The sequence below is a fragment of the Rummeliibacillus sp. GQ308 genome (assembly GCF_059759115.1).
On the sequence record NZ_JCAXDQ010000001.1, the window covers coordinates 591,459 to 614,142 of the forward strand.

At 37.6% G+C, this 22,684-nt stretch carries 22 protein-coding genes and 1 other annotated feature; of the genes, 15 read left to right on the forward strand and 7 right to left on the reverse strand.

Going from position 1 to position 22,684, the window contains the following annotated elements; genetic code table 11:
• The 4 genes from AC6CHJ_RS02740 (at position 1) to AC6CHJ_RS02755 (ending at position 4,294) form a co-directional block, all read left to right on the forward strand.
• Entirely contained in the window at positions 1 to 1,185 is a 1,185-nt protein-coding gene (locus AC6CHJ_RS02740) for a DUF418 domain-containing protein (protein ID WP_392994937.1), read from the forward strand.
• Between the two features lie 41 nt (positions 1,186 to 1,226).
• Positions 1,227 to 2,129, forward strand: coding sequence for a fumarylacetoacetate hydrolase family protein (locus AC6CHJ_RS02745; protein ID WP_392994935.1), 903 nt, complete (start codon positions 1,227 to 1,229; stop codon positions 2,127 to 2,129).
• Positions 2,130 to 2,294: 165 nt separating this feature from the next.
• Complete coding sequence (locus AC6CHJ_RS02750) at positions 2,295 to 2,651, forward strand: YisL family protein (RefSeq protein WP_066784757.1); 357 nt, start codon at positions 2,295 to 2,297, stop codon at positions 2,649 to 2,651.
• A 176-nt stretch (positions 2,652 to 2,827) separates the two neighbouring features.
• On the forward strand, positions 2,828 to 4,294 hold the full coding sequence (locus AC6CHJ_RS02755; RefSeq protein WP_498287213.1) for an alpha-amylase family glycosyl hydrolase: 1,467 nt from the start codon (positions 2,828 to 2,830) through the stop codon (positions 4,292 to 4,294).
• A gap of 52 nt (positions 4,295 to 4,346) precedes the next feature.
• On the opposite strand, the gene AC6CHJ_RS02760 is transcribed toward AC6CHJ_RS02755, so the two are convergent.
• Positions 4,347 to 5,204: a DegV family protein gene (locus AC6CHJ_RS02760; protein ID WP_498287214.1), complete on the reverse strand. Its 858-nt coding sequence runs from the start codon at positions 5,202 to 5,204 to the stop codon at positions 4,347 to 4,349.
• Between the two features lie 25 nt (positions 5,205 to 5,229).
• The gene (locus AC6CHJ_RS02765) at positions 5,230 to 6,039 is read right to left on the reverse strand and encodes a Cof-type HAD-IIB family hydrolase (protein WP_147194582.1); all 810 of its coding nucleotides are present in this window, start codon (positions 6,037 to 6,039) and stop codon (positions 5,230 to 5,232) included.
• Between the two features lie 411 nt (positions 6,040 to 6,450).
• Between AC6CHJ_RS02765 and AC6CHJ_RS02770 the strand changes: the two genes are divergently transcribed.
• The 3 genes from AC6CHJ_RS02770 (at position 6,451) to AC6CHJ_RS02780 (ending at position 8,286) form a co-directional block, all read left to right on the forward strand.
• Positions 6,451 to 7,080 (forward strand): HAD family hydrolase, encoded by a 630-nt coding sequence (locus AC6CHJ_RS02770; RefSeq protein WP_498287215.1) that lies wholly within the window; start codon positions 6,451 to 6,453, stop codon positions 7,078 to 7,080.
• Between the two features lie 74 nt (positions 7,081 to 7,154).
• Complete coding sequence (locus tag AC6CHJ_RS02775) at positions 7,155 to 7,925, forward strand: prolyl oligopeptidase family serine peptidase (protein ID WP_147194576.1); 771 nt, start codon at positions 7,155 to 7,157, stop codon at positions 7,923 to 7,925.
• 52 nt (positions 7,926 to 7,977) lie between these two features.
• Positions 7,978 to 8,286 carry a metal-sulfur cluster assembly factor gene (locus tag AC6CHJ_RS02780; RefSeq protein ID WP_066784777.1) on the forward strand — a complete coding sequence of 103 codons (309 nt, stop codon included), beginning with the start codon at positions 7,978 to 7,980 and terminating at the stop codon, positions 8,284 to 8,286.
• Positions 8,287 to 8,383: 97 nt separating this feature from the next.
• Here the strand turns inward: AC6CHJ_RS02780 and AC6CHJ_RS02785 are convergent, their stop codons facing one another.
• A complete protein-coding gene (locus tag AC6CHJ_RS02785; RefSeq protein WP_392994928.1) occupies positions 8,384 to 9,088 on the reverse strand; it encodes a Crp/Fnr family transcriptional regulator in 705 nt (234 codons plus the stop codon).
• A gap of 198 nt (positions 9,089 to 9,286) precedes the next feature.
• Here AC6CHJ_RS02785 and AC6CHJ_RS02790 point away from each other — a divergent pair, with 198 nt between their 5' ends.
• Positions 9,287 to 11,434, forward strand: a complete 2,148-nt coding sequence (locus AC6CHJ_RS02790) for an ATP-dependent Clp protease ATP-binding subunit (protein ID WP_147194573.1) — start codon at positions 9,287 to 9,289, stop codon at positions 11,432 to 11,434.
• A gap of 53 nt (positions 11,435 to 11,487) precedes the next feature.
• Here the strand turns inward: AC6CHJ_RS02790 and AC6CHJ_RS02795 are convergent, their stop codons facing one another.
• Positions 11,488 to 11,691, reverse strand: a complete 204-nt coding sequence (locus tag AC6CHJ_RS02795; RefSeq protein WP_066784779.1) for a YjzD family protein — start codon at positions 11,689 to 11,691, stop codon at positions 11,488 to 11,490.
• A 327-nt stretch (positions 11,692 to 12,018) separates the two neighbouring features.
• Here AC6CHJ_RS02795 and AC6CHJ_RS02800 point away from each other — a divergent pair, with 327 nt between their 5' ends.
• From AC6CHJ_RS02800 to AC6CHJ_RS02810, 3 genes are all read left to right on the forward strand, one after another.
• On the forward strand, positions 12,019 to 12,957 hold the full coding sequence (locus AC6CHJ_RS02800) for a beta-ketoacyl-ACP synthase III (protein WP_066784782.1): 939 nt from the start codon (positions 12,019 to 12,021) through the stop codon (positions 12,955 to 12,957).
• 28 nt (positions 12,958 to 12,985) lie between these two features.
• The gene (fabF, locus tag AC6CHJ_RS02805; protein WP_066784784.1) at positions 12,986 to 14,221 is read left to right on the forward strand and encodes a beta-ketoacyl-ACP synthase II; all 1,236 of its coding nucleotides are present in this window, start codon (positions 12,986 to 12,988) and stop codon (positions 14,219 to 14,221) included.
• Positions 14,222 to 14,433: 212 nt separating this feature from the next.
• A complete protein-coding gene (locus AC6CHJ_RS02810) occupies positions 14,434 to 14,592 on the forward strand; it encodes a hypothetical protein (RefSeq protein ID WP_470411867.1) in 159 nt (52 codons plus the stop codon).
• Here the strand turns inward: AC6CHJ_RS02810 and trpS are convergent.
• Positions 14,546 to 15,535 (reverse strand): tryptophan--tRNA ligase, encoded by a 990-nt coding sequence (gene trpS / locus AC6CHJ_RS02815; protein ID WP_147194570.1) that lies wholly within the window; start codon positions 15,533 to 15,535, stop codon positions 14,546 to 14,548. The two genes, AC6CHJ_RS02810 and trpS, sit on opposite strands and share 47 nt — an antisense overlap.
• Before the next feature lie 56 nt (positions 15,536 to 15,591).
• Positions 15,592 to 15,807, reverse strand: a binding site (T-box leader).
• 507 nt (positions 15,808 to 16,314) lie between these two features.
• Here trpS and spxA point away from each other — a divergent pair.
• From spxA to pepF, 4 genes are all read left to right on the forward strand, one after another.
• On the forward strand, positions 16,315 to 16,710 hold the full coding sequence (gene spxA, locus AC6CHJ_RS02820) for a transcriptional regulator SpxA (protein ID WP_066791827.1): 396 nt from the start codon (positions 16,315 to 16,317) through the stop codon (positions 16,708 to 16,710).
• Between the two features lie 414 nt (positions 16,711 to 17,124).
• A complete protein-coding gene (mecA, locus tag AC6CHJ_RS02825; protein WP_147194567.1) occupies positions 17,125 to 17,784 on the forward strand; it encodes an adaptor protein MecA in 660 nt (219 codons plus the stop codon).
• A 97-nt stretch (positions 17,785 to 17,881) separates the two neighbouring features.
• The gene (locus AC6CHJ_RS02830) at positions 17,882 to 18,997 is read left to right on the forward strand and encodes a competence protein CoiA (protein ID WP_498287216.1); all 1,116 of its coding nucleotides are present in this window, start codon (positions 17,882 to 17,884) and stop codon (positions 18,995 to 18,997) included.
• A 60-nt stretch (positions 18,998 to 19,057) separates the two neighbouring features.
• Positions 19,058 to 20,872 carry an oligoendopeptidase F gene (gene pepF / locus AC6CHJ_RS02835; RefSeq protein ID WP_498287218.1) on the forward strand — a complete coding sequence of 605 codons (1,815 nt, stop codon included), beginning with the start codon at positions 19,058 to 19,060 and terminating at the stop codon, positions 20,870 to 20,872.
• 458 nt (positions 20,873 to 21,330) lie between these two features.
• Here pepF and AC6CHJ_RS02840 read toward each other — a convergent pair whose 3' ends face one another.
• Both AC6CHJ_RS02840 and AC6CHJ_RS02845 read right to left on the reverse strand, forming a co-directional pair.
• Positions 21,331 to 22,143, reverse strand: a complete 813-nt coding sequence (locus AC6CHJ_RS02840) for a DsbA family protein (RefSeq protein ID WP_147194558.1) — start codon at positions 22,141 to 22,143, stop codon at positions 21,331 to 21,333.
• Entirely contained in the window at positions 22,140 to 22,541 is a 402-nt protein-coding gene (locus AC6CHJ_RS02845) for a globin domain-containing protein (RefSeq protein WP_066784795.1), read from the reverse strand. Before AC6CHJ_RS02845 ends, AC6CHJ_RS02840 begins: the two co-directional genes overlap by 4 nt.
• Positions 22,542 to 22,684: the final 143 nt, after the last annotated feature.

Genomic DNA, 22,684 nt, shown 5'->3' on the forward strand with positions numbered 1-22,684 from the left:
GTGCAGAGTACCCCAACGGCGACCAAAGAGAGAGTCGCTACCATAGATATTCTGCGAGGGGTCAGTTTACTTGGCATTCTTCTCGTAAATATGTTTGCATTCAGTACGCCAGTACCATATGTAGATTTAAAGACGTATTTTTCAACGCCGCTTGATATTTCATATCATAAATGGTTGGATATTCTCGTGCAGGGCAGTTTTTATCCGCTTTTTGCCATGTTGTTCGGCTATGGTCTTGCGATGCAACAGGAAAAGGCGGAAAGACTAGGAAAAAGTTTTTATAAATTGAGCGTAAAACGTTTGGTGGTGCTATTCATCATCGGTGTACTTCATGTACTGCTTCTTTGGTGGGGAGATATTTTAATGATGTATGCTTTCTGCGGCCTTATTGCCATTAGCTTGATTCGTATGAAGCCCCAGTTTTTATTAGCGATTGGTTTGCTATTTTACGGAGCAATAAATGGTTTGGTAGCTTTGCGGGCATATATCGCCTCATTAGTTAAAGCTTCATCAGATACATTTGAATACGCGGATATACAAGCTGTTCAAAGTGCGATTAAAGCTTATGGGAGCGGTTCTTGGATGGATGCGTTCCAGCAACGTTTAACAGATGCGAGCGTACAATTTTCTCCTTCTATGTGGATTATGGCCTTGTTCACCATACTACCTTTCATGTTAATTGGAGCCGCGGCGGCTAAATGGAAGTTAATAGAAAGTGCTAAAAATCATCTATCTAAGTGGGTTGTGACTGCGGTCGTGCTCATTGTACTTGGAATTATTTTAAAAATGTTGCCTTATACAATGGATCGCACTTATTTTCTAGATAGCATTCAAATGCAATTCGGTGGACCGCTTTTAGCTGTTGGATATGCTAGTGCTATCATTCTTATTTGTTGCATTCCTTATGCAACGAAGATTTTATTGCCTTTTGCGATGGCAGGGAGAATGTCATTAACTGTTTACTTATTAGAATCCCTTATTTGTACACTTATTTTTTATCATTTTGGATTAGGGCTTTATGGAAAATTAGGTCTTGATACAATCACCTGGTTAGCGCTTGGAATATACGCGATTTTAGCAGTTTTTTCTATGTTCTGGTTATTGATTTTTCGCCAAGGACCACTAGAAAGCCTATGGAAACGTATTACGTATGGAAAGATTAGCGAAAAAAGAGGAAATATTTAAGTAAATGTTGTATGATGGGTAAAAAAAGGAGTGCTACATTTATGAAAATTCTTTCTTTTCGTTATAATGATCAATTGGGCTTTGGTCCAAAGGTGAAAAAAGAAGAAGCAGTTTGGGATGTACTTGCGATTCAGGATGAGCTACAAGTTCTGCCTTCGTATGCTAAAACAATAGTAGAAGGCATGACGAATGGCTTTGAATTTGTGGAGCAAACACGCAAACTAGTAAGAGCTGCTGAAGAATCAGAGAACCCAGCTCACTTTAAATATAGCTTTAATGATATTGAGTGGTTGGCGCCTATACCGCGTACTACTAAAAATATTATTTGCGTTGGCAAAAATTATAATGAGCATGCAAAAGAAATGGGTGCAGCAGAAGCTCCTGAGGATATTGTCGTATTTACAAAAGCGCCGACAGCTATTGCTGCTGACGAACAAACTTTGCCTATACATGCAAATGTAACATCTCAATTGGATTATGAAGGTGAACTAGCTGTTGTGATTGGCAAAAAGGGAAAAGACATACCGAAAAACCTAGCCTTTGATTATGTGTTTGGCTATACGATTGCCAATGACATTACTGCACGAGATTTACAGGGAAAACATAAGCAATTTTTCTTAGGCAAAAGTTTAGATGGCTCTTGCCCAATGGGACCTTATTTGGTGACGAAAGATGAATTACCTAATCCGCAGAATTTAACTGTTGTGACAAAGGTAAATGACGAAGTACGTCAAAATGGTACAACCCTAGATATGATGCACACTGTTGAAGATTTAATAGTAGAGATTTCTAGATTAGTAACGTTAGAACCTGGAGATGTTATTTTGACTGGCACTCCTGCAGGCGTCGGTAAGGGTATGAATCCGCCGCAATACCTGAAAGCAGGAGATGTGGTGAAAGTATCAATCGAAGGAATCGGCACTTTGGTAAACAGTTTTGAATAACGAAGCTGACATGTGTAGCCCTTTTAATCTACATTATTGAAATAATTATGTCAGAATTAAGAATAAGACCGATGGAATCTATTATCCATCGGTCTAAAATTTGTATAGTACATAACAAATTTGGTAGGATAAATAAGACAATAACTATTTGGGGGAAAATACGAAATGATACACTTACATTTTACATCGGTTATTATAGCAGTCATTTTATTCTTCGTAGCTGTTATGATGCAAAACGGCTCTAAAGGCCAAAAAATCACACATATGATTTTACGTGTATTCTACATTTTAATCATTATTTCAGGCGGCGTTGTATTTAGTTCTGCAATGGCAGGCTCTATGGCAATGGAATACGGATTAAAACTATTGGGCGGATTACTTGTAATCGGCATGATGGAAATGGTCCTAGTTCGCAAACAAAAATCAAAATCTACAGGCGTACTTTGGGCGCTCTTTATTATCTTCCTTGTATTCACTGTATATATGGGAGCACATTTGCCATTAGGTTTCCTTCATATCTAAAAGGCAGTAGATTAAAGCACACATTCTGTAAGAATGTGTGTTTTTTTCTGTCAAAGGACATTCACAACTTTGTTGAAATTACAGAAGGATTACATTTTTTTTGCAAGTACGTATGGAGAGATTGTTATTCGTTTGTTAAAATTATGTTGGACAGTTCTATAGAGGAGGACTTCGAGTTGAATGTAAAATGGATTAGTACTACAGTTGCATCCATATTGCTGGCCACGGCAATTGGCACAGCCCCGGCAGTATCTGCGAAAGAAGAGACACCCCAAATTCAAAATGAAAGTATTTATGATGTATTAATAGACCGATTTTTCGATAAAAATGTAGAGAATGATTATAATATTAATGCAAAAGATCCAAAAGCTTTTCATGGTGGAGACTTTGATGGGATCGCTACTAAGCTTTCATATTTTCAAGATTTAGGTTTTACCATGCTTTCATTAGGTTCTGTTTTTTCATCCGAAACATATGATGGACAAGCCGTTGTAGATTACAATAAAATTGAGCGCCATTTCGGTACAGGCAAAGAATTTTCATCATTAATTGGAACTTTGCATAAAAACCAAATTAAAACGATGGTAGATTTTCCGATTAACAATGTAAGTAAAAATCATGCATGGGTATTAGAAAAAGGCCATCAAGACTGGTACGAGCTAGCAAATTCTGATCGCATCAATTGGAAGACATCCAATCCTGCTGTACAAGACGCATTAATACAAGCAGCAGTAGATTTTGTAGGTAAGTATAAAGTGGATGGAATCCGATTAACAGAGCTTGGCAAAGCAGACACTGCATTTCTCAATAAGATGATTACAGCGCTTAAACAAAAAAATAAAAATTTGTATGTGATTACAAATGAGCCAAGCGATGCTGATTTTGATTTGAAAGTAAACAAAGATACGATTGATACATACCAATCCATCTTTAAGAATGTGGATCAAGACTCTTCACAGCTAGAGAAGCCATTAGGTAATAGTATTAACGATACCTCGCAAAAGCCTGTTGCACTAATGCTTGATGATTTATATAGTGCTCGCTTTACACATGCATCTGCTGAAGAAAACATGTTCCCACCTACACGGATTAAAGTTGCACTGGGAGCAATCATGACATTGCCTGGTGTGCCGATTGTTTCATATGGTACTGAAATCGCGCAAAATGGTGTGACCACAGATGAATCACATGCGCCAATGGATTTCCGTACAAAAGATGATATTATTTCCTATATTGAAGATCTTCAATCAGTTAGAAACAAATCGGAGGCATTGCGTACAGGGAAATTTAAGCTGTTAGAAAATAAAGATGGTTTAATCGTATATGAGCGCTACTCTGGAAAAGAAAAATGGATTATAGTTGTCAATAATACAGATAAAACAAAGAGATATGTTTTGGATCCATCTGTGATTGGTAATAATAAGGAACTGCACGGCATCTTTGAAAAAGATATTGTGCGCCAACAAAAAGAAGATGAAAAATACAACATTGTTTTAGACCGTGAACTTGTTGAGTTTTACCAAGTTACTGACCATAAGGGAATTAATATTCCGTATATGATAGCGCTAGGACTTGTGTATGTCATCTTTATTACCTTCATTGTTTTGTTGCTTCGTAGAGGACGTAGAGGGAAAAAAGCATAAAATAAAAGCTCTTCTTATCGAAAAGATAAGAAAGAGCTTTTTTTGTATTCTTTTATTTTTCGGGCAGCTGATTTAAGAAGAAGACAGAAATAGTACCTGTCCCTGTATGTGCCGCAATGACGGATCCGATTAAATGAATTTCTACTGCTTTAGGATGAAAATTCTCCTCAATCAAAGCTTTCATTTCCTCTGCTGCAGCGAGGTCATCGCTGTGGCTAATGGCAATCACTTGTTCAGAAAGTGAGTCGCCTCGTTCTTTCATTAACTCTATCAGGCGTTTAAATACTTTTTTGCGCCCTCTATATTTTTCGATAGGCACCAATTTTCCATCTTCTACATCTAAAACAGGTTTAATGCTCAAAAGGCCACCGATAAAAGCACTCGCTTTGGAGAGTCTGCCACCCTTTGCAAGATAATCTAAATCATCTACTGTAAATAAATGCTCCATATGGAGTGCGTTAAATCGCGCTCTTTCCGTCACTTCATCGTAAGATTTGCCTTCATTCTTCATGCGGGCAGCTTCTTTAACGATTAGTCCGTAACCAAGAGAGGCACATTTTGTATCAATAATAGTTAGCTTTAAATCCGGGTAATTTTCTTTTGCCTGCTGCGCCATCATGACGGCAGTATTGTAGGTTCCCGAAAGTTCAGATGAGAAAGCAATGTAGATTCCTTCTTCTCCGGATTGACCTAAAGCGTTAAATTCCTTCAAAAAACGTTCGGGTGAAGCTTGCGAGGTTTTTAATGATTCTCCATCCCGGATGGCTTGATACACCTCATCCATGTCGACGCCAATGATGTCATCATATTCTTTTCCTTTTAGATGAACGCGAAGTGGGAAGAGTGTAACATCCTCTTGTTCATAAAAAGACTTTGGCAAATCAGATGCGCTATCTGCGTAAATTCTCATTTTAAAACCCCCTGTATTCTATTCTCTATATATGAAGACGATCAATAAGGAATTCAGCAATTCCGTCTTCGTTGTTGGTTGTTGTTACTTCATTCGCAATATTTTTAAGTTGGCTAATGCCATTGCCCATTGCTACGCCTACACCTGCATATTCAATCATTTCAAGGTCATTGTCCTCATCGCCAAAAGCAATAATGCGGTCGCGAGGAATGCCCAGGTCTTTCGCTACATGAGAGAGGCCGACAGCTTTATTCAAGCCATGACGTACGATTTCTATGACCGGGAAAGGATCTCCCCAACGCCTATGATCAATCAATTCGGCTTTCGTGTCTGCCAGGTATTGACGAATGCTCGGCACGCTGCTTTCTTTCGCTTGAATTAACAAACTTGTTGGGTTGTCTTTTAGATATTGATGCAAGTCTCCCGTCGTTACTTTCGGGTCACCCATACTAAAAATATTTAATAGCTTCTCATCATGGTATTGTACATACACGTCATCCATGACTTCAGCAATTAAATTTTCAAACTGCTCTCTGTTTAATGACTCTACGACTTCTTGTACAACTTTTAAGTCAATCGGCTTATGTACTGTCTTCCAGTTTTGGTCTAGAGGATGATGTACAAATGCACCATTGAAATTGACGATGGGTGTGTGCAAACCTAGTTCATGATAGAACAATTTACTTGCACGATAGGGCCTTCCTGTTGCAATCATGACTTCATGTCCAGCCTCTCTAGCTTTTTGCAATGTGGCCTTTGTTTTATCAGAAATCACTTTTTCATCAGTTAATAGGGTTCCATCTAAATCTAAAACAATTAAATGTTGTTGTGCCATGCTGATAACTCCTTTTCTTATTTGTTTTGTCGATGTGTAGTCCAAATTTAGCTAGTCCTGTGATTTAAGTGAAATTTTCATCATAGGAATACATATGTTTAAATGCCAATAGCTGAATCATTTTCACCATATAGTTGAAATGAACGAGCTTTCTTTATTTTATAGTGTAAGTCCGCGAAAAATGCCGTTTGAAGCGAAGCGTTAATTCGCAGAAATTCTGAATGATTAAAAATAAAAAAGTTCGTTTATACACTATTTAAATGGATATATGAAGTTGATTCAGTTGGTAAGATATATTAAAGTTTATCCTTTCAATAAGGCTTTAGTCAAAGTTTATTCACAATAAAGGGTTTAATGTATTTCTAAAGGTTATATAATTTTTAGAATAACTAACAAAGGGGAGTGGTTCAGATGTACAAATCGATTATTTTTGATATTGATGGTACTTTATTGGATACAGAAAAAGCCATCTTATTATCTCTACAGCAGGTATTGAAAGAAGAAGGATTAAGTTATGAATTAGATGATCTAAAGTTTTCTTTAGGAATTCCGGGGAAAGAGGCACTCAAGCAACTCCCTGTTATGAATGTAGATAAAATGGATAAGAAGTGGTCGCAAGCCGTATTAGAATATGCTGATGAGGTTGGATTGTTTAGCGATATAGAAGAAATTATAGAGTTATTGGCTGATAAGCAGATCCAAATGGGGATTGTTACTTCTAAAACAAGAGACGAATTGAAAAGAGAGTTCGAACCATTTGGATTGAATACCTATTTTCAGTATATAGTTTGCGCTGACGATACAGTCAAACACAAACCAGAGCCAGAGCCACTATTGGCTTGCCTAGAAGGATTAGGTATACCAAGTAGTAGCGCGCTGTACATTGGTGATTCCATCTATGATATGCATTGCGCCTATAAAGCAGGAGTACATTTTGCCCTGGCATTGTGGGGAGCGAAAACAACAGAGGGCTATGACTTAGCGGAATACGTGTTAAAAAAACCACAGGATATAGCAGTATTAGTAGGCTTGAAACCATAAGTATATAACATCAGATTGGCTTCACTTTCTTTTTTTTGATAACATTGACATAACGAAATGAGGGAGTGAATGAAATGAAAGTGGACCATGAAATTTGGGGCAATATCCCTTTACTTCATATATACAATGAACAGTCGGCGACAAAAGAAGCGCCCACTGTCATTTTTTTGCACGGATTTACAAGCGCAAAAGAACATAATCTACATTATGCTTACCAGTTAGTAAATAAGGGTCTACGTGTATTATTGCCTGATGCGCTATTGCATGGGGAACGCGAAGAAGAACTGGATGAAGTTCAGTTGAGTCTTCGTTTTTGGGAAATTGTTTTAACTTCTATCGAAGAAGTACAATTTTTACGCAACCAGCTGCTAGAAAAAGGGTTGGCAAAAGAAGGTGAAATTGGCCTTTCTGGAACCTCAATGGGTGGCATTGTGACGCTTGGCGCATTGAAAGTATATCCGTGGATCAAAACCGCGGCTGTTATGATGGGCTCTCCAGCTTATGTAGAATTAGCGAAGGAACAAATTGCCGGCATTGAAGAAAAAGGGTTTAAAATTCCGTTGAATGACGAAGAGTTAGAGAGAATGTATAAAACGCTTAGTCGTTTTGACTTAAGTAAAGAACCAGAAGGTCTGTTAGGTCGCCCTGTATTCTTTTGGCATGGCAAAAAGGACCAAATGGTACCATTTAAGCCTACGCATGAATTTTATAAACTACTTCAAAAAGATTATTATCAGGATCATCCAGAAGATTTGGCGTTTATGGTTGATTCGTCTTCTGGCCACAAAGTATCTCGTGCAGGGATGCTTGCAGGGACTGCTTTCCTTGCTGACCATTTGGCATAGTGATTTAGGGATGATATGATTAGGGAACAATATGAAGAAAGGGGATAAAACCATGGATGCAGATTTAAAAGAAAATATTCTAGGTGCACTTGAAAATGTTATTGACCCAGAACTGGGTATAGATATCGTCAATTTAGGTTTAGTCTATGACGTGGATATGTCTGAAGAAGGACTATGCGTCATCACAATGACACTTACTTCTATGGGTTGCCCACTGGGACCAGTGATTGTGGATCAAATCCGTACAGCTTTATTTGAAATTCCAGAAGTAAAAGATGTAGATGTCAATGTTGTCTGGAATCCGCCTTGGTCTAAAGATAAGATGTCACGCTACGCAAAAATGGCATTAGGTATTCGATAAAAATTAAAAATCAGTGGAGAACTAGTTCTTCACTGATTTTTTATATAAGCATTCCGAATATATTCATGACAGTAGGGTATACATAGAAGATAGAGCATTAGTCAATACGACAGACGCTAATAGGGCAGTTATCACATTCACATTGATCTTTTAAATAGTTTAATTGATGGACGGTAATCAATCCTTTATCAAAAGAAATGACGTCTAAATTCTTTAATTCATGCAGCGTACGATTGATTACTTCACGGCTTGTAGCACACAAATTTGCTAGCGTAGTGTTTGTTAATGGATAGTTAATTAGAATGTCACCATTTTCTATTTTTTCACCGTACGTATTGGATAAACGAATGATAGTGGAATATAGCGCACCTTTCTTGCCAAATAGCAGCAAATCACGCAGCTTCGTTTGGGTTTTTAAATTTTGAAGCTGCAGCCATTTAATATACTCAATTAACAAATCAGGTTCTTGAGCTAAAAGTATTTCGAAAAGGCCTGCATCTAATGTAAGAATTTGAGAGGCTTCCAATGTTTTCGCACTCAGTGGATAAAAACCAGATGTGCTAAAAACAATTCCTTCACCAATGCAATCATCACTACCACAAATTCGGAGCGACAATTCTTTGCCTCCTGCAGTTTCTTTCGATACAACCACTTTCCCAGCTACGATAAAGAAAAGATCTTTAACTGGCTCTCCCTCGATGCAAATATGGCTACTCTTAGGAAATTTAATCAATGAACCATGTTCTTCAAAGATTTTCCGTATCTTTTGTGGAAGCGGTTCAAAATGATCCAAATCTGCCAATACCTATCCCATCCTTCGCGTAATCTATTTTTCTCATTATAACACAGCGTAGTTAGAATGATAGTCATGTGAATACAGTAAATAATGGTAATTATTATTTAGTCAAATAAGGTCAAACATATTACTTTACATTAAAGATAGAGAAGAATATAATAAAATCAACATAAGGTCAGTAATGGTCAAAGGGAGCTGATTTGAATGCAAATGCAAATGAATAACGAAGAGCAAAAAAGCCCATTAGAACAATTTGGACGGAATTTAGTAGAAGAAGTGAAAAAAGGAAAGATGGATCCTGTCATTGGTCGAGACCAAGAAATTCGGAATGTTATTAGAATATTGTCCCGTAAAACGAAAAATAACCCAGTATTAATTGGTGAACCTGGGGTAGGGAAAACAGCTATTGTTGAGGGCCTTGCACAGCGTATTGTAAAAAAAGATGTACCTGAAGGATTAAAGGATCATCTCATATATGAGCTTGATATGAGTGCATTAGTGGCTGGTGCGAGCTACCGTGGCCAATTTGAAGAACGGTTAAAGGGTGTCTTGAAAGAAGTCAAAGAAAGTGAAGGCCGTATTATTTTATTCATTGATGAAATTCATACTATTGTTGGCGCAGGAAAAACAGACGGAGCAATGGATGCAGGCAATATGCTTAAACCAATGCTTGCACGCGGTGAATTACATTGTATTGGCGCGACAACGCTTGATGAATATCGCATGTATATTGAAAAAGATCCGGCGCTTGAACGTCGCTTCCAACAAGTACTCGTGCGAGAGCCATCAGTAGAAGATACTATTTCCATTTTACGTGGTTTAAAGGAAAGCTTTGAATTGCATCATGCCGTAAAAATTCATGATAGAGCGATTGTAGCGGCAGCAGAATTGTCTAATCGTTATTTAACAGAGCGCTTCTTACCAGATAAAGCGATTGATTTAGTCGATGAAGCTTGTGCGATGATTCGTACTGAAATCGATTCAATGCCACAAGAGCTAGATGAAGTAACACGTCGCCAAATGCAACTAGAGATTGAAGAACAAGCGTTACAAAAAGAAAAAGACGAAGCAAGCAAAAAACGGCTTATAGCTTTACGCGAAGAGTTAGATCAATTAAAAGCATCATCTAAAAATATGAAAGAGCAGTGGGAGTCAGAAAAAAATGCACTGCAAGCTATCCAAGAAAAACGGGAAACATTAAACCGCTATCGTAGAGAATTAGAGGATGCAGAGAATCAATATGATCTTAACAAAGCTGCCGTTTTGCGCCATGGCAAAATTCCAGAATTAGAAAAAGAACTGCAATCGCTTGAAAAATCTTTGCAAACTGATGATGAAAGCCGTTTGTTACGGGAAGATGTAACAGCGGAAGAGATTGCATCAATCGTTTCAAGATGGACGGGTATTCCTGTGACTAAATTAGTAGAAGGTGAACGCGAAAAGCTATTGCATCTAAAAGACACATTGCATGAACGTGTAGTAGGGCAAGACGATGCGGTAAGATTGGTGACGGAAGCTGTATGGCGTGCAAGAGCTGGCATTCAAGATCCGAACAAGCCTATTGGTTCATTCCTATTTTTAGGTCCAACAGGTGTCGGCAAAACAGAATTAGCTAAAGCATTGGCTGCTCAGCTATTTGATTCAGAAGATCATTTCATTCGTATAGATATGTCCGAATACATGGAAAAACACAGTGTTTCAAGATTAGTGGGTGCACCTCCAGGATATATTGGATACGAAGAAGGCGGTCAATTGACAGAAGCCGTTCGCAGAAATCCTTATTCTGTTGTGTTGCTCGATGAAATTGAAAAAGCTCATCCTGATGTAGCGAATATCTTGTTACAAATATTGGATGATGGTCGCATAACCGATAGTCAAGGGCGTACAGTCAACTTTACTAATACAGTCATTATCTTAACTTCCAATATTGGCTCACACTATTTGTTGGAGTTAAAAGGGCAAGATAGCGATCATGCAATCGAAGATCTAGTAATGGCAGAATTGAAACAACATTTTAAACCTGAATTGCTTAACCGACTTGATGATATCGTGATGTTTCATTCCTTATCAGAAAAACAATATTACGAAATTGCTAAAAAATATGTAGCACTCCTTCAAAAGCGGGTGGCAGAACAAGATATTGAGCTAATCGTAAATGAAGATGTACTAGAATGGGTAGTCAAAGAAGGCATTGACCCTGCATTTGGCGCACGTCCACTACGCCGCTTTGTTCAACGCTATATTGAAACTTTGGTAGCGCAAGAATTATTAAAAGGCGAAGCAAGCGCCGGAGACCGATTAGTAGTAGCCTTGGAGGATGGTAAAGTAACCATTCATAAAGAAAGTAAATAATCATTCTTCAAAATAAAAAACCTGTCCATTATTTGGGACAGGTTTTTTAGTCATTATTCGTGTTGACCGATTTCTTTTGGTGAATCTTTTGGAATCACTGCATCCATTATTAAGATTAATACTGAAATGATAAGTGATATCCATAATCCTTTTGTGAATGCTGGTCCATCTAATGGCACATTATTGATTGAGCTCACAACATAGTTTAAAGTGGAAACCAATAATGCTGACCAAATCACTAACATAATGTATTTCATATAATCACCTCTAGCTCACTTTTATCCGCATTATGGGGGCAGCAAGACCTCAACTCAACACTTGAGTGATAACGAATGGTTAGAAGAGTTACTGACCATAAATGCCCGATTGGTTCAACGCGCACTAATTGAGGATTAAACCTCATGAAATCTGAGTGTTCGTTTCACTTTTTATCAACTCTATCATACCATAACGTTTTATTTTTTTGGAAGAAACTTTTGCAATCTGATAAGAACAAAATTGATTCATATTGATAAAAAGAGAATTATTCGCTATAATTAAGACCAGATACTAATAATTGATAATAAGAAAAGAGGCGCTACCTCATGAATGCTGGGATTGTTGGAGTAGGAAGATGTGTTCCAGAGAAGGTATTAACAAATTTTGATTTAGAAAAAATGATGGATACGTCAGATGAATGGATTCGCACACGTACTGGCATACAAGAACGTCATATCGCTGCAGATGACCAAGATACATCCCATATGGCATTTGAAGCAGCAGATAAAGCGATCAAAGACGCTGGCATAAAACCAGAACAAATTGGATTAATTCTAGTAGCTACTGTTACGCCGGATCAGCCGTTTCCGAGTGTAGCCTGCATGATACAAGACCAGCTTGGTGCAGTTAATGCAGCAGCGATGGATCTTTCTGCAGCATGTGCTGGCTATATTTATGGTTTAGTCACAGCTAAGCAGTTTATTGAGTCAGGTGTTTACGATTATGTTTTGGTTGTTGGAGTTGAAAAACTAACAAAAATTGTTGACTGGTCTGATCGTAATACAGCCGTTCTTTTTGGAGACGGTGCAGCTGCAGCAGTGGTAGGTAAAGTTTCTGAAGGAAGAGGTATACTTTCATTTGAATTGGGTTCAGACGGTTCAGGTGGAAATCATCTATATCAAACGAAAGAAAACTATCTTTCAATGAATGGCCGCGAAGTATTTAAATTTGCAGTTCGTCAAATGGGGCAATCTGCACTAAATGTAATTGATAAAGCAGGCTTAACAAAAAATGATGTAGACTTTTTGATTCCGCATCAAGCTAATATCCGTATCATGGAAGCTTCTAGACAACGGTTGGAATTACCGCCTGAAAAAATGTCGTCAGTTATCCACAAATACGGTAACACTTCAGCTGCTTCAATTGGTAATGCGTTAGTAGAAGAGTTGGAGAACGGCCGCATTAAAGATGATGATCTACTTGTTTTAGTAGGTTTCGGAGCTGGATTAACTTGGGGCGCTGTTGCAATGAGATGGGGAAAATAACACAAAGGAAAAGTGAGGAATTATAACCATGGCAAAACGTCGAGTAGTAGTGACTGGTATTGGAGCAGTAACACCGCTAGGAAACGATATTTCAACAACTTGGGAAAATATTAAAGCAGGCCATGTTGGAATTGGACCATTAACAAGATTGGATCCAGAAAAATTTCCGGCTAAAATTGCTGCTGAAGTAAAAGACTTTGATATTGAAAAATATATTTCTAAAAAAGATGCGAGAAAAATGGACCGTTTTACTCAATATGCATTAGCCGCATCTATTATGGCTGTTGAAGATTCAAACCTAGAAATTACGCCTGAGGTCGGATTGCGCACGGGTGTATGGATTGGTTCAGGAATTGGTGGAATGGAGACATTTGAACAGCAATATAATAATTTCCTTGAAAAAGGGCAACGTCGTGTGAGTCCATTTTTTGTACCAATGATGATCCCCGATATGGCTGCGGGTCAAGTATCCATCCATTTCGGAGCAAAAGCGATTAATTCATGTTCAGTAACAGCTTGTGCATCAGGTACAAACTCAATCGGTGACGCCTTCAAGGTAATTGAACGTGGTGATGCTGATGTCATGATTTCAGGTGGAGCAGAAGCACCGATTACTAACATGGCAGTAGCTGGTTTCTGTTCAAATACTGCACTAACATTAAATCCAGATCCAAAAACAGCTTCACGTCCGTTCGATAAAAATCGTGATGGCTTCGTCATTGGCGAAGGTGCTGGTATTGTGATCTTGGAAGAATATGAGCATGCGGTTAACCGTGGTGCAAAAATTTACGCAGAAGTTATTGGCTACGGCTCAACAGGTGATGCCCACCATATCACAGCTCCTGCTCCAGAAGGTGAAGGAGCAGCACGTGCTATGCAACAAGCACTTAATGATGCAGATGTATCTCCTGAGCAAGTGGATTACATTAATGCTCACGGAACAAGTACGGTCTATAATGATTTATTCGAAACGAAAGCGGTCAAAACAGTTTTCGGAGAGCATGCTTATAAATTAGCGATCAGTTCAACTAAATCAATGACCGGCCATTTACTTGGTGCAGCAGGTGGCATTGAGGCAATCTTCTCTGTATTGGCGTTGCAAGAAAATATTCTGCCACCGACAATGAATCTTGAAACACCAGATGAAGAATGTGATTTGGATTATGTGCCAAATAAAGCAAGAGAGCAAGAAATCTCTTACGTGATGAGCAATTCGCTTGGTTTTGGTGGACATAATGCTTCACTACTGTTTAAAAAGATGTAATACAAAAAGTTAAAACTAGTAGAAAAGCCTTTCTCATGAATAGAGAAAGGCTTTTTTTCATAGCTTATAATAGATTCTTTAAACGACAAAGCGAAATTTCACACAACAAATCTCTTTCAAACACTGAAATAAAAAAACAAGAAAAGGATAATGATATGCGATTCTTATTTTTTTTAATTTGTTATGGACTAGTTGTATTGACCGCCACTCATATGATTTTGTATTTAAACTATCATGCTCTCGGTTATCCATGGTCTGATGTATTTATTTTCATCTTGAAGACAGTGGATTTTAAAATCTTTTTAGGAGCATGTCTTGGACTGATTACCGTCTTTTTCTTCCCAAGCCCATCGCGGACTCCATTTTCGTAACAGTTTCACTTGCAATCTTGTTGGCTTTCTCAGCACCAACATTCAGAATTTCATCCAATTCAGGTGAATCAATTAATTCATTGTATCTTTCTTGAATTGGTGTTAGGTGTTGAATAACGCTTTCCGCTACGCCAGCTTTAAAAGCACCATAGCCAAGTCCATCATATTTTGAGACTAAATCGTCTATCGACATATTGCTCAACGCTGCTTCAATAGTTAAAAGATTAGAAACGCCTGGCTTATTTTCCATATCGAATTTCACGATACCTTCCGAATCAGTAACGGCTGATTTGATCTTTTTCTCGATTTCTTTTGGCGTATCCAGCAAACGGATTGTTGCTTTTTTGTTCTCATCTGATTTGCTCATCTTCTTCAATGGATCTTGAAGTGATTTGATGCGAGCGCCGTTCTTAGGGAGTTGAATTTCTGGAATAGTAAATACTTCGCCATAGCGTTTGTTGAATCGCTCTGCTAGATCACGTGTGATTTCAAGATGTTGTTTTTGATCCTCTCCAACAGGAACGATGTCTGTATTATAAAGCAAGATATCTGCTGCCATTAATGGAGGGTAAGTTAAAAGGCCTGCTGATACGGCATCTTTTCCTTTCGACTTATCTTTAAATTGAGTCATGCGTTCCAATTCTCCGATATAAGCTGTACAAGTTAACATCCAGCCTGCTTGTGCATGTGCAGGAACTTCAGATTGAATGAATAATGTTGATTTATGAGGGTCAATGCCTGCTGCAATATAAGTAGCGGCAAGAGCTCGTATGCTGTTTCTTAGTGAATCGCTGTCTTGCGGTACAGTAATTGCATGTTCATCAGCGATACAAAAGATGCAATCATAATCCTCCTGCATAGCCACGAACTGCCGAAAGGCCCCAATATAGTTTCCTAATGTAATGACACCTGTTGGTTGTACACCTGAAAAAATTCTTTTCATTTCTTTTTCCTCCTAAAAATTTCTTATAAAAACAAAAAACATTATTCATCCCTCTGAAAAGGGACGAATAATGTTATGTATCCGCGGTACCACCCAAGTTTGCCGAATCCGGCCACTCTAATCCTGTAACGTAGGACAAACCCGAGCCTTACTACTATGTTTTCATAAAGCTACTCAGAAGCCCATTCCCTATAGCGTATGATCTGTTTCCACCAGCCACAGACTCTCTTTACAAACGAACTATAAGTACTCTTCTTCTTCAACGTTTTATCAATATGGTGAAAATTATAATATAGCGTTTTTGAAAAAGCAACTGTTGCATAACTTCCAATTATAGAGAAAGCTTTTATTTGTCTACTGCAAGTCAGTTAGAGAATATCTAAAAAATATCTTCTTTATTTTTCATCTTTTCAAAAAGTTTTGGAACCTTTTTGGCAATTAAACGTAAATAATAGTATAGCAACTCATTTTCAGTGTAAAGGTATTAATTGAGAAAATTATTCTGGATTTTTATGTTTAGTTGTTCCTGAAAATGGGGATAATACAGATATAACTGAGAATTGCTCTATGACGAATAATAGTGAAACTGAACATAATAGAATAATTCGTCATATTTAGTCGTCAATCAATTGATGTAATTTCTATTTTGTGTATATTCAAATGAGAATTTATGGTGTATAATGATGTTAGACTTCTTTATTAGAGTAATTCTAATTTAACAATACAGCAATTCCTATATACATTAACTCACATTTTCGAAAGGATGTGTTTTTGAGATGATGGTCACTCTTTTTACATCACCGAGTTGTACTTCATGTAGAAAAGCAAAAGCATGGTTAGAAGAACATGAGATTTCATATAAAGAAAGAAATATCTTCGCGGAGCCGTTAAGCATAAGCGAAATTAAAGAAATACTACGAATGACGGAAGATGGCACAGATGAGATTATCTCTACACGCTCAAAGATTTTCCAAAAATTAAAAGTAGACGTTGAATCATTACCTTTACAACGATTATATGAGTTAATCCAAGAAAATCCTGGCTTATTAAGACGTCCAATCATTTTAGACGAAAAGCGTCTGCAAGTGGGGTACAACGAAGATGAAATTCGTCGTTTCCTACCACGTAAAGTTCGTGCTTACCAATTGCAAGAAGCGCAAAAAATGGTGAACTAACTCTGTATAGATCAAGTACAGGTGTACAAGCTAAGCTAGAATCCATCGTCTGATGGGTTTTAGCTTTTTTCGTTTTTTAAAAGCCATTTGTGGGTAAAGAAGAAGGTAAAGACATGAGGATATTAAAGAACAGCGATGTGTCAACAATGGCAAGGCATCAGAATATAATGTTAAAACAATTGCGGTGAATACATTCTATTCACATTGCCATAATCTATTGCTTCTTATTGGCAAATGGAACTTAAAACTATTATAATTCATATACTATTGATATTTCCTAAGATTTATCCTTTTCATTTTTCACCATCTCGTCATACAATAGTAATAGACGCTGTTAAAGTAATACACCTTGAAAATCTGGCTACATGATCGTTGAAGAATATTATAATTATGGACCGAAGGGGGTTGTGTAAAATGGATATGGAACGCATTAATGAGAATACACTAAAACTCTTCATTTCTTACGTTGATATTGAAGAACGAGGATTCACCAAAGATGAAATTTGGTATGACCGTGATAAAGGCGAAGAACTCTTCTGGGTTATGATGGAAGAAATTAATGATGATATAGATTTTGAAATGGATGGCCCGTTATGGATCCAAGTTGTGGCAACTGACAAAGGTCTCGAATTGACGGTAACATCTACAAAGTTATCTCCTGATGGTTTGATGGATCTCCCTTCCAGTATTGAAGAAAAAAGAAAGTTTTTTGAAAATGCGTTTAGTGGGCTTGATGCGAAGGCGGGTTCCTCTAACTTTGATACAATTTTCGGCGAAGTTGAGGATGATATAGATGGGTATACGTTTATCCTAAAAGACTTTGACGACATAATTGATATAGCAGAAAGAATGCCGCAAAGTGCAAACTTTGAAACATCACTTTTCGAGATGAAAGGCAAGTATTTCTTGCATGCTGACTTTGACGAGGAAATGACGATGGATGATTTAGAAGACTATCTAAGCGTTATCTCCGAATGTGCAGAAGAAGCAGATACAACCATTCACCTTTTAGAAGAATACGGAAAATTAATTATGGATAAAAACTGTTTAGAAACAGTACGAAAATACTTCTAACAGTTTCTTTGAAACCTTCTCTATTTCCAAGTAGAGAGGGTTTTTTGTTTGCATTCAGTGTTGAATATTCTTACACTTGGTTTGTGGAGGTGATTGAATGTTGACGGCACTTGATTCCTCGAACAAGCTCATTTTGTTGTCTGGAAATGAGGATAAAAATGGGTTAAGTCGTTTGAGAGAAAAAGAACAATTTTATTGTCCGCAATGCCAAAAAGCCGTGCATTTAAAAATTGGACAAGTGATGATTCCGCATTTTGCACACAGAAAGAAAGGGTCTTGCCAGTATTTTTCAGAAGGCGAGACAGCTACACACTTGCTTGGAAAACGGCATTTATATGAAATGTTTCAAAGACTGCAGATAGAGGCAAAGCTAGAGCCTTATCTAAAAAGTTTAATGCAACGTCCCGATCTTCTTATCAAAGTAGAAGAACAGCAATATGCTATTGAATTTCAATACAGTACGATTTCCAAACCCCAAATGGTAAAACGTACAACTGGCTATCACAAGGAAAAAATGATTCCACTGTGGATTTTACATACCCCTACGGCCAAAAATCCTCATAAAGTTGGAATTCAACAAATACGTTTATCCCCATTTAAACAGCAGTTCATCACATATAGTAATCAACATGCCCATCTCATCACCTACAACCCCACTTTAAAACTATTCGTGTACTTTAATTATCTGCTCCCTATTGGCGGGTATCGCTTCATTGCAAAGGTACAAACACTTGCCATTGACCAACAGCACTTTCCTTTTTTGCGTGCAAGTGCACTCACAAAGAATGAATGCTTAGAATATTGGCAGCTTTGGAAAAGGCAACGAGAACGAGTTCTTAGAGGAAGACTACAAATAAGCAAGAGGGGAGTAAAGGATCCCTTTTTACGTGCTTGCTATTATTTACGAGTCATCCCTGAGAAGTTGCCCTTATTTGTTGGCATCCCAATAAATAAAAAGCCGCATTCAATAGAAGCAGTTGAATGGCAGCTGTTATGGCTATATTTTTTATATACACAGCATCAAAATTGTATGGCTTATAGTCCAAAATTAGCAAAGGATTTCACTGACTCACATGGCATATGTGTAGATACAGAATCAATTCGTTTTTATAGCGAAATATTAAATCATTTAGATATTGAAGATATATTTAGCCATTATGAGGAAGAAAAGATATTTCACTATATTTATAGCCAATTTCTTGCAAAAACTTAAGAAAATTGAGAAAATAATAGAGCAGTCCATTTTTGGAGTTGAAAGTAGGAGGTTTAAGTAATGACAGAAAAAACGAAAGCACTTACAAGAGAAGAAGTACCAGAGGAATTAACATGGAAATTGGAAGATATTTTTCAGTCAAATGCTGATTGGGAAACTTCTTATCAAGAATTAACAGAATTGGCGAAACAGGCTTCGCAATATCAAGGTACTATTGCTGAAGGATCGGATGCATTGCTTAAAGTCCTTCGTTTCCGCGATGAAGTTTATACTAAGCTTGGAAAGCTTTATGCATATTCTCATATGCGCAATGACCAAGATACAACGAATTCCACATACCAAGCTATGGACAGTCGCGCTAAAACATTATATGCAAAGGTTTCTACAAGCCTGTCTTTCTTGACGCCGGAAATTTTAGCGTTGGATGAAGCGGTAATTAAAGAATATTTGAAAGAAAATAAGGATCTCCAATTATATACACATGAATTAGAAGAAATTAATAATGAACGCCCTCATATTTTGCCTGCAGAGCAAGAGGCATTGCTTTCGCAAATGTCTGAGGTAACGGGTGCTTCTTCTAATACCTTTAGCATGCTGAACAATGCAGACCTGGAATTCCCAACTGTACGTGATGAAGAAGGTAATGAAGTTCAATTAACTCATGGCAACTATGTTCATTTCTTGGAAAGCAAAGATCGCTCAGTCCGTGAGGCTGCATTCCGTGCGATGTACAAAACGTATGGAGATTTTAAAAATACGTTTGCAGCAACGTTATCAGGCAATGTGAAAGCTCATAATGTGAATGCTGAAATTCGCCATTATGATTCTGCCCGCCAAGCTGCTATGAGCGCAAATCATATTCCAGAAAAAGTATACGATCAATTGCTTGAAACTATCCACAAGTATTTACCGTTGATGCACCGCTACATTGCATTGCGCAAAAAAATGCTTCAAGTAGATGAATTGCATATGTGGGATGTCTATACACCACTTGTCGCTGAATCAAAAATTGATATGACTTATGACGAAGCCAAGGAACATATGCTCAAATCCTTAAGTGTGATGGGTGATGAGTATGTAGGTATCGTTGAGCAAGCTTTAAAAGATCGCTGGGTGGATGTTTTAGAAAGCAAAGGCAAACGCAGCGGGGCTTATTCATCAGGTTCTTACGGAACAAATCCATACATTCTGATGAACTGGCAAAACAATCTGGATAACTTGTTCACACTTGTGCATGAATTTGGACATAGTGTCCACAGTTATTTCACACGCAACAATCAACCGTTCGTGTACGGTGATTATTCAATTTTTGTGGCAGAGGTAGCATCCACATGTAATGAAGAATTGTTAAATGACTACCTGCTGAAAACAATTGATGATCCGAAAACAAGAATTTATATCTTAAACCATTGGCTTGAAGGCTTCCGTGGAACCATTATTCGTCAAACAATGTTCGCAGAATTTGAGCATATTATTCATCAAATGGACCAAAAAGGTGAAGCTCTAACTGCTGATCGTATGACTGAAGTATACTATGAGTTAAATAAGAAATATTTTGGTGACGACATGGTCGTAGATGAAGAGATCGGCTTGGAATGGGCTCGCATTCCACACTTCTACTACAACTATTATGTGTATCAATATGCAACAGGTAAAAGTGCTGCAATTGCATTAAGTTCTCAAATTTTATCAGAGGGCAAACCAGCTGTAGAGCGCTATATCAATGAGTTCCTAAAAGCAGGCTGCTCAGATTATCCTATCAATGTTTTAAAAGCTGCTGGTGTTGATATGGAATCTGCATCCCCAATTGAAGAAGCATGTAAAGTGTTCGAGCGAAACTTAGAAGAATTAGAAAAGCTTTTGTCAGAACAATAAACGAATGATAAAGATTGGACTCTCTAGTTGAAGAGTTCAATCTTTTTTGCTTTGGGTACAGACGGGGGATATTGCTAATAGAAAGTATTAGAGAAGTCTGACCCCAGGAAAGTGTAGCTATCCCCACTTCATCCACATATTAAATTATTACGCATATAGAAGAAAGCCCTGTGAATAAATGGATAATATTCAATGATAACGCTTTCTATTTGACAACTTTGTGAAAAGATGTTCAAAGCGTTGATATATGCGATTTTCCGTGCTAAAGTAATAGATGTGAAATAAATCACAAACAAACATACACCCCTTTGTTTGAACGTGAACATTTCTCCCATCCCCTTTGTGAAAAGAAGCATCTCCCGTAGAGATGCTTCTTTATTTTTTTGCCCTTTTTAGAATGTTATATCTCAACATAGAAAGCCCTAACTGTTATCAACAGTTAGGGCTTTTTTGTTCATTTATTTTAAACGCCAGAGCGATAAGTTTTCATAACTCACTCGGTCTACTTTTTGTTGCAACATTTTTTTCTTTAGCTCACGTTCACAAGTAGAAGGGGAAATTTGATAAATTGCTGCTAATTCTTTTGTTGTAAATGTATGAAAGCGATGGAATAAATCTTCTACTGATGGCGGTTGCTGGCAAACTAGCTTTTCACCGAGTAATTCTTCTAATATTTTTTCATAGACTTCATAGGAGTAACTGCCTGAAACTTTTAATCCCTCATCCTCAATATTTTCATTGAAGAATACAAAGCTTGGCACTTCATCTACTTCCATTTCTCGTGCGATGCATAAATCATTTTGGAAAGAGCGGGAAGCTTCCACGGATAAAAAGTCTGTTTGGAATTCTTCTACATCTAGATTTGTTTCATAAGCGATTTCTTGTAATGTACTGCATTGGCATACATTTTTTGTATTTAAATAGGTGTATTCCTGGAGCTTAGTTAAATAGCGATAACCTGCTTTTTTTCCTTGCAGTTCCGCAGCCTTTACGGCGATGGAAGGCAGGACAGGATGTGATAGGTCCACTAGCTCTTCTTGTGTTTGGCAACTATTAATACGCTGACAAGCACTGTTTAAAGAATTTAATTCTGTGCTCAGGACAAAGCGCATTGAAAAATAATGGCCATAGTTTATTTGTAATTGTCGGATTAGCGCTTGAAGTTCAAAGCTCCCCGGAGAAAGCAAATCAATGAACACATAAAGTTCAATCGGTTTGCTTAGAGATGGGGAGACAGCAGGTTTTTCGCTTAAATACTGAATATTGTTCACTCTAAAACCTCCTCGTCTTCGTCCGGTGCGTTGATCATGTGATGTGCAGTTTGGACAAGACGTTGATAGTACACGTGTCTAAATTTGCCGTCTAAGCCGACTTCATCCATAGCTTCGGACATGCACTCCAACCAAGCTTGAGCTCTTTCAGGAGTAATCTTAAATGGCATATGCCTAGCTTTCATCATGGGATGGCCGTGCTCTTGTGTATAAATGTTGGGACCGCCTAAATATTGAGTTTGAAATTGCTTTTGTTTGCGTGCGGTCTCAGTTAAATCATCAGGGAATATAGGCTTTAGCTTCGGATTGTTGGCAACTTTTGAATAGAAAATATCAATTAATTTATAGAGTCTTTCCTCACCAATTTCCTCAAATGGGATAATAGGTTTTTGCATCATAGATGTATCTCCTTTGCTTTAGCTGTAATCCTATTTTATCAACCTCTTTCTATTTTCTCAAACAAATGATACGTTATCTATTTCAAATTTCATAGAGTACAAAGTAAAAAGCCAATCTACGTGCTAAAATCATACATAATTAA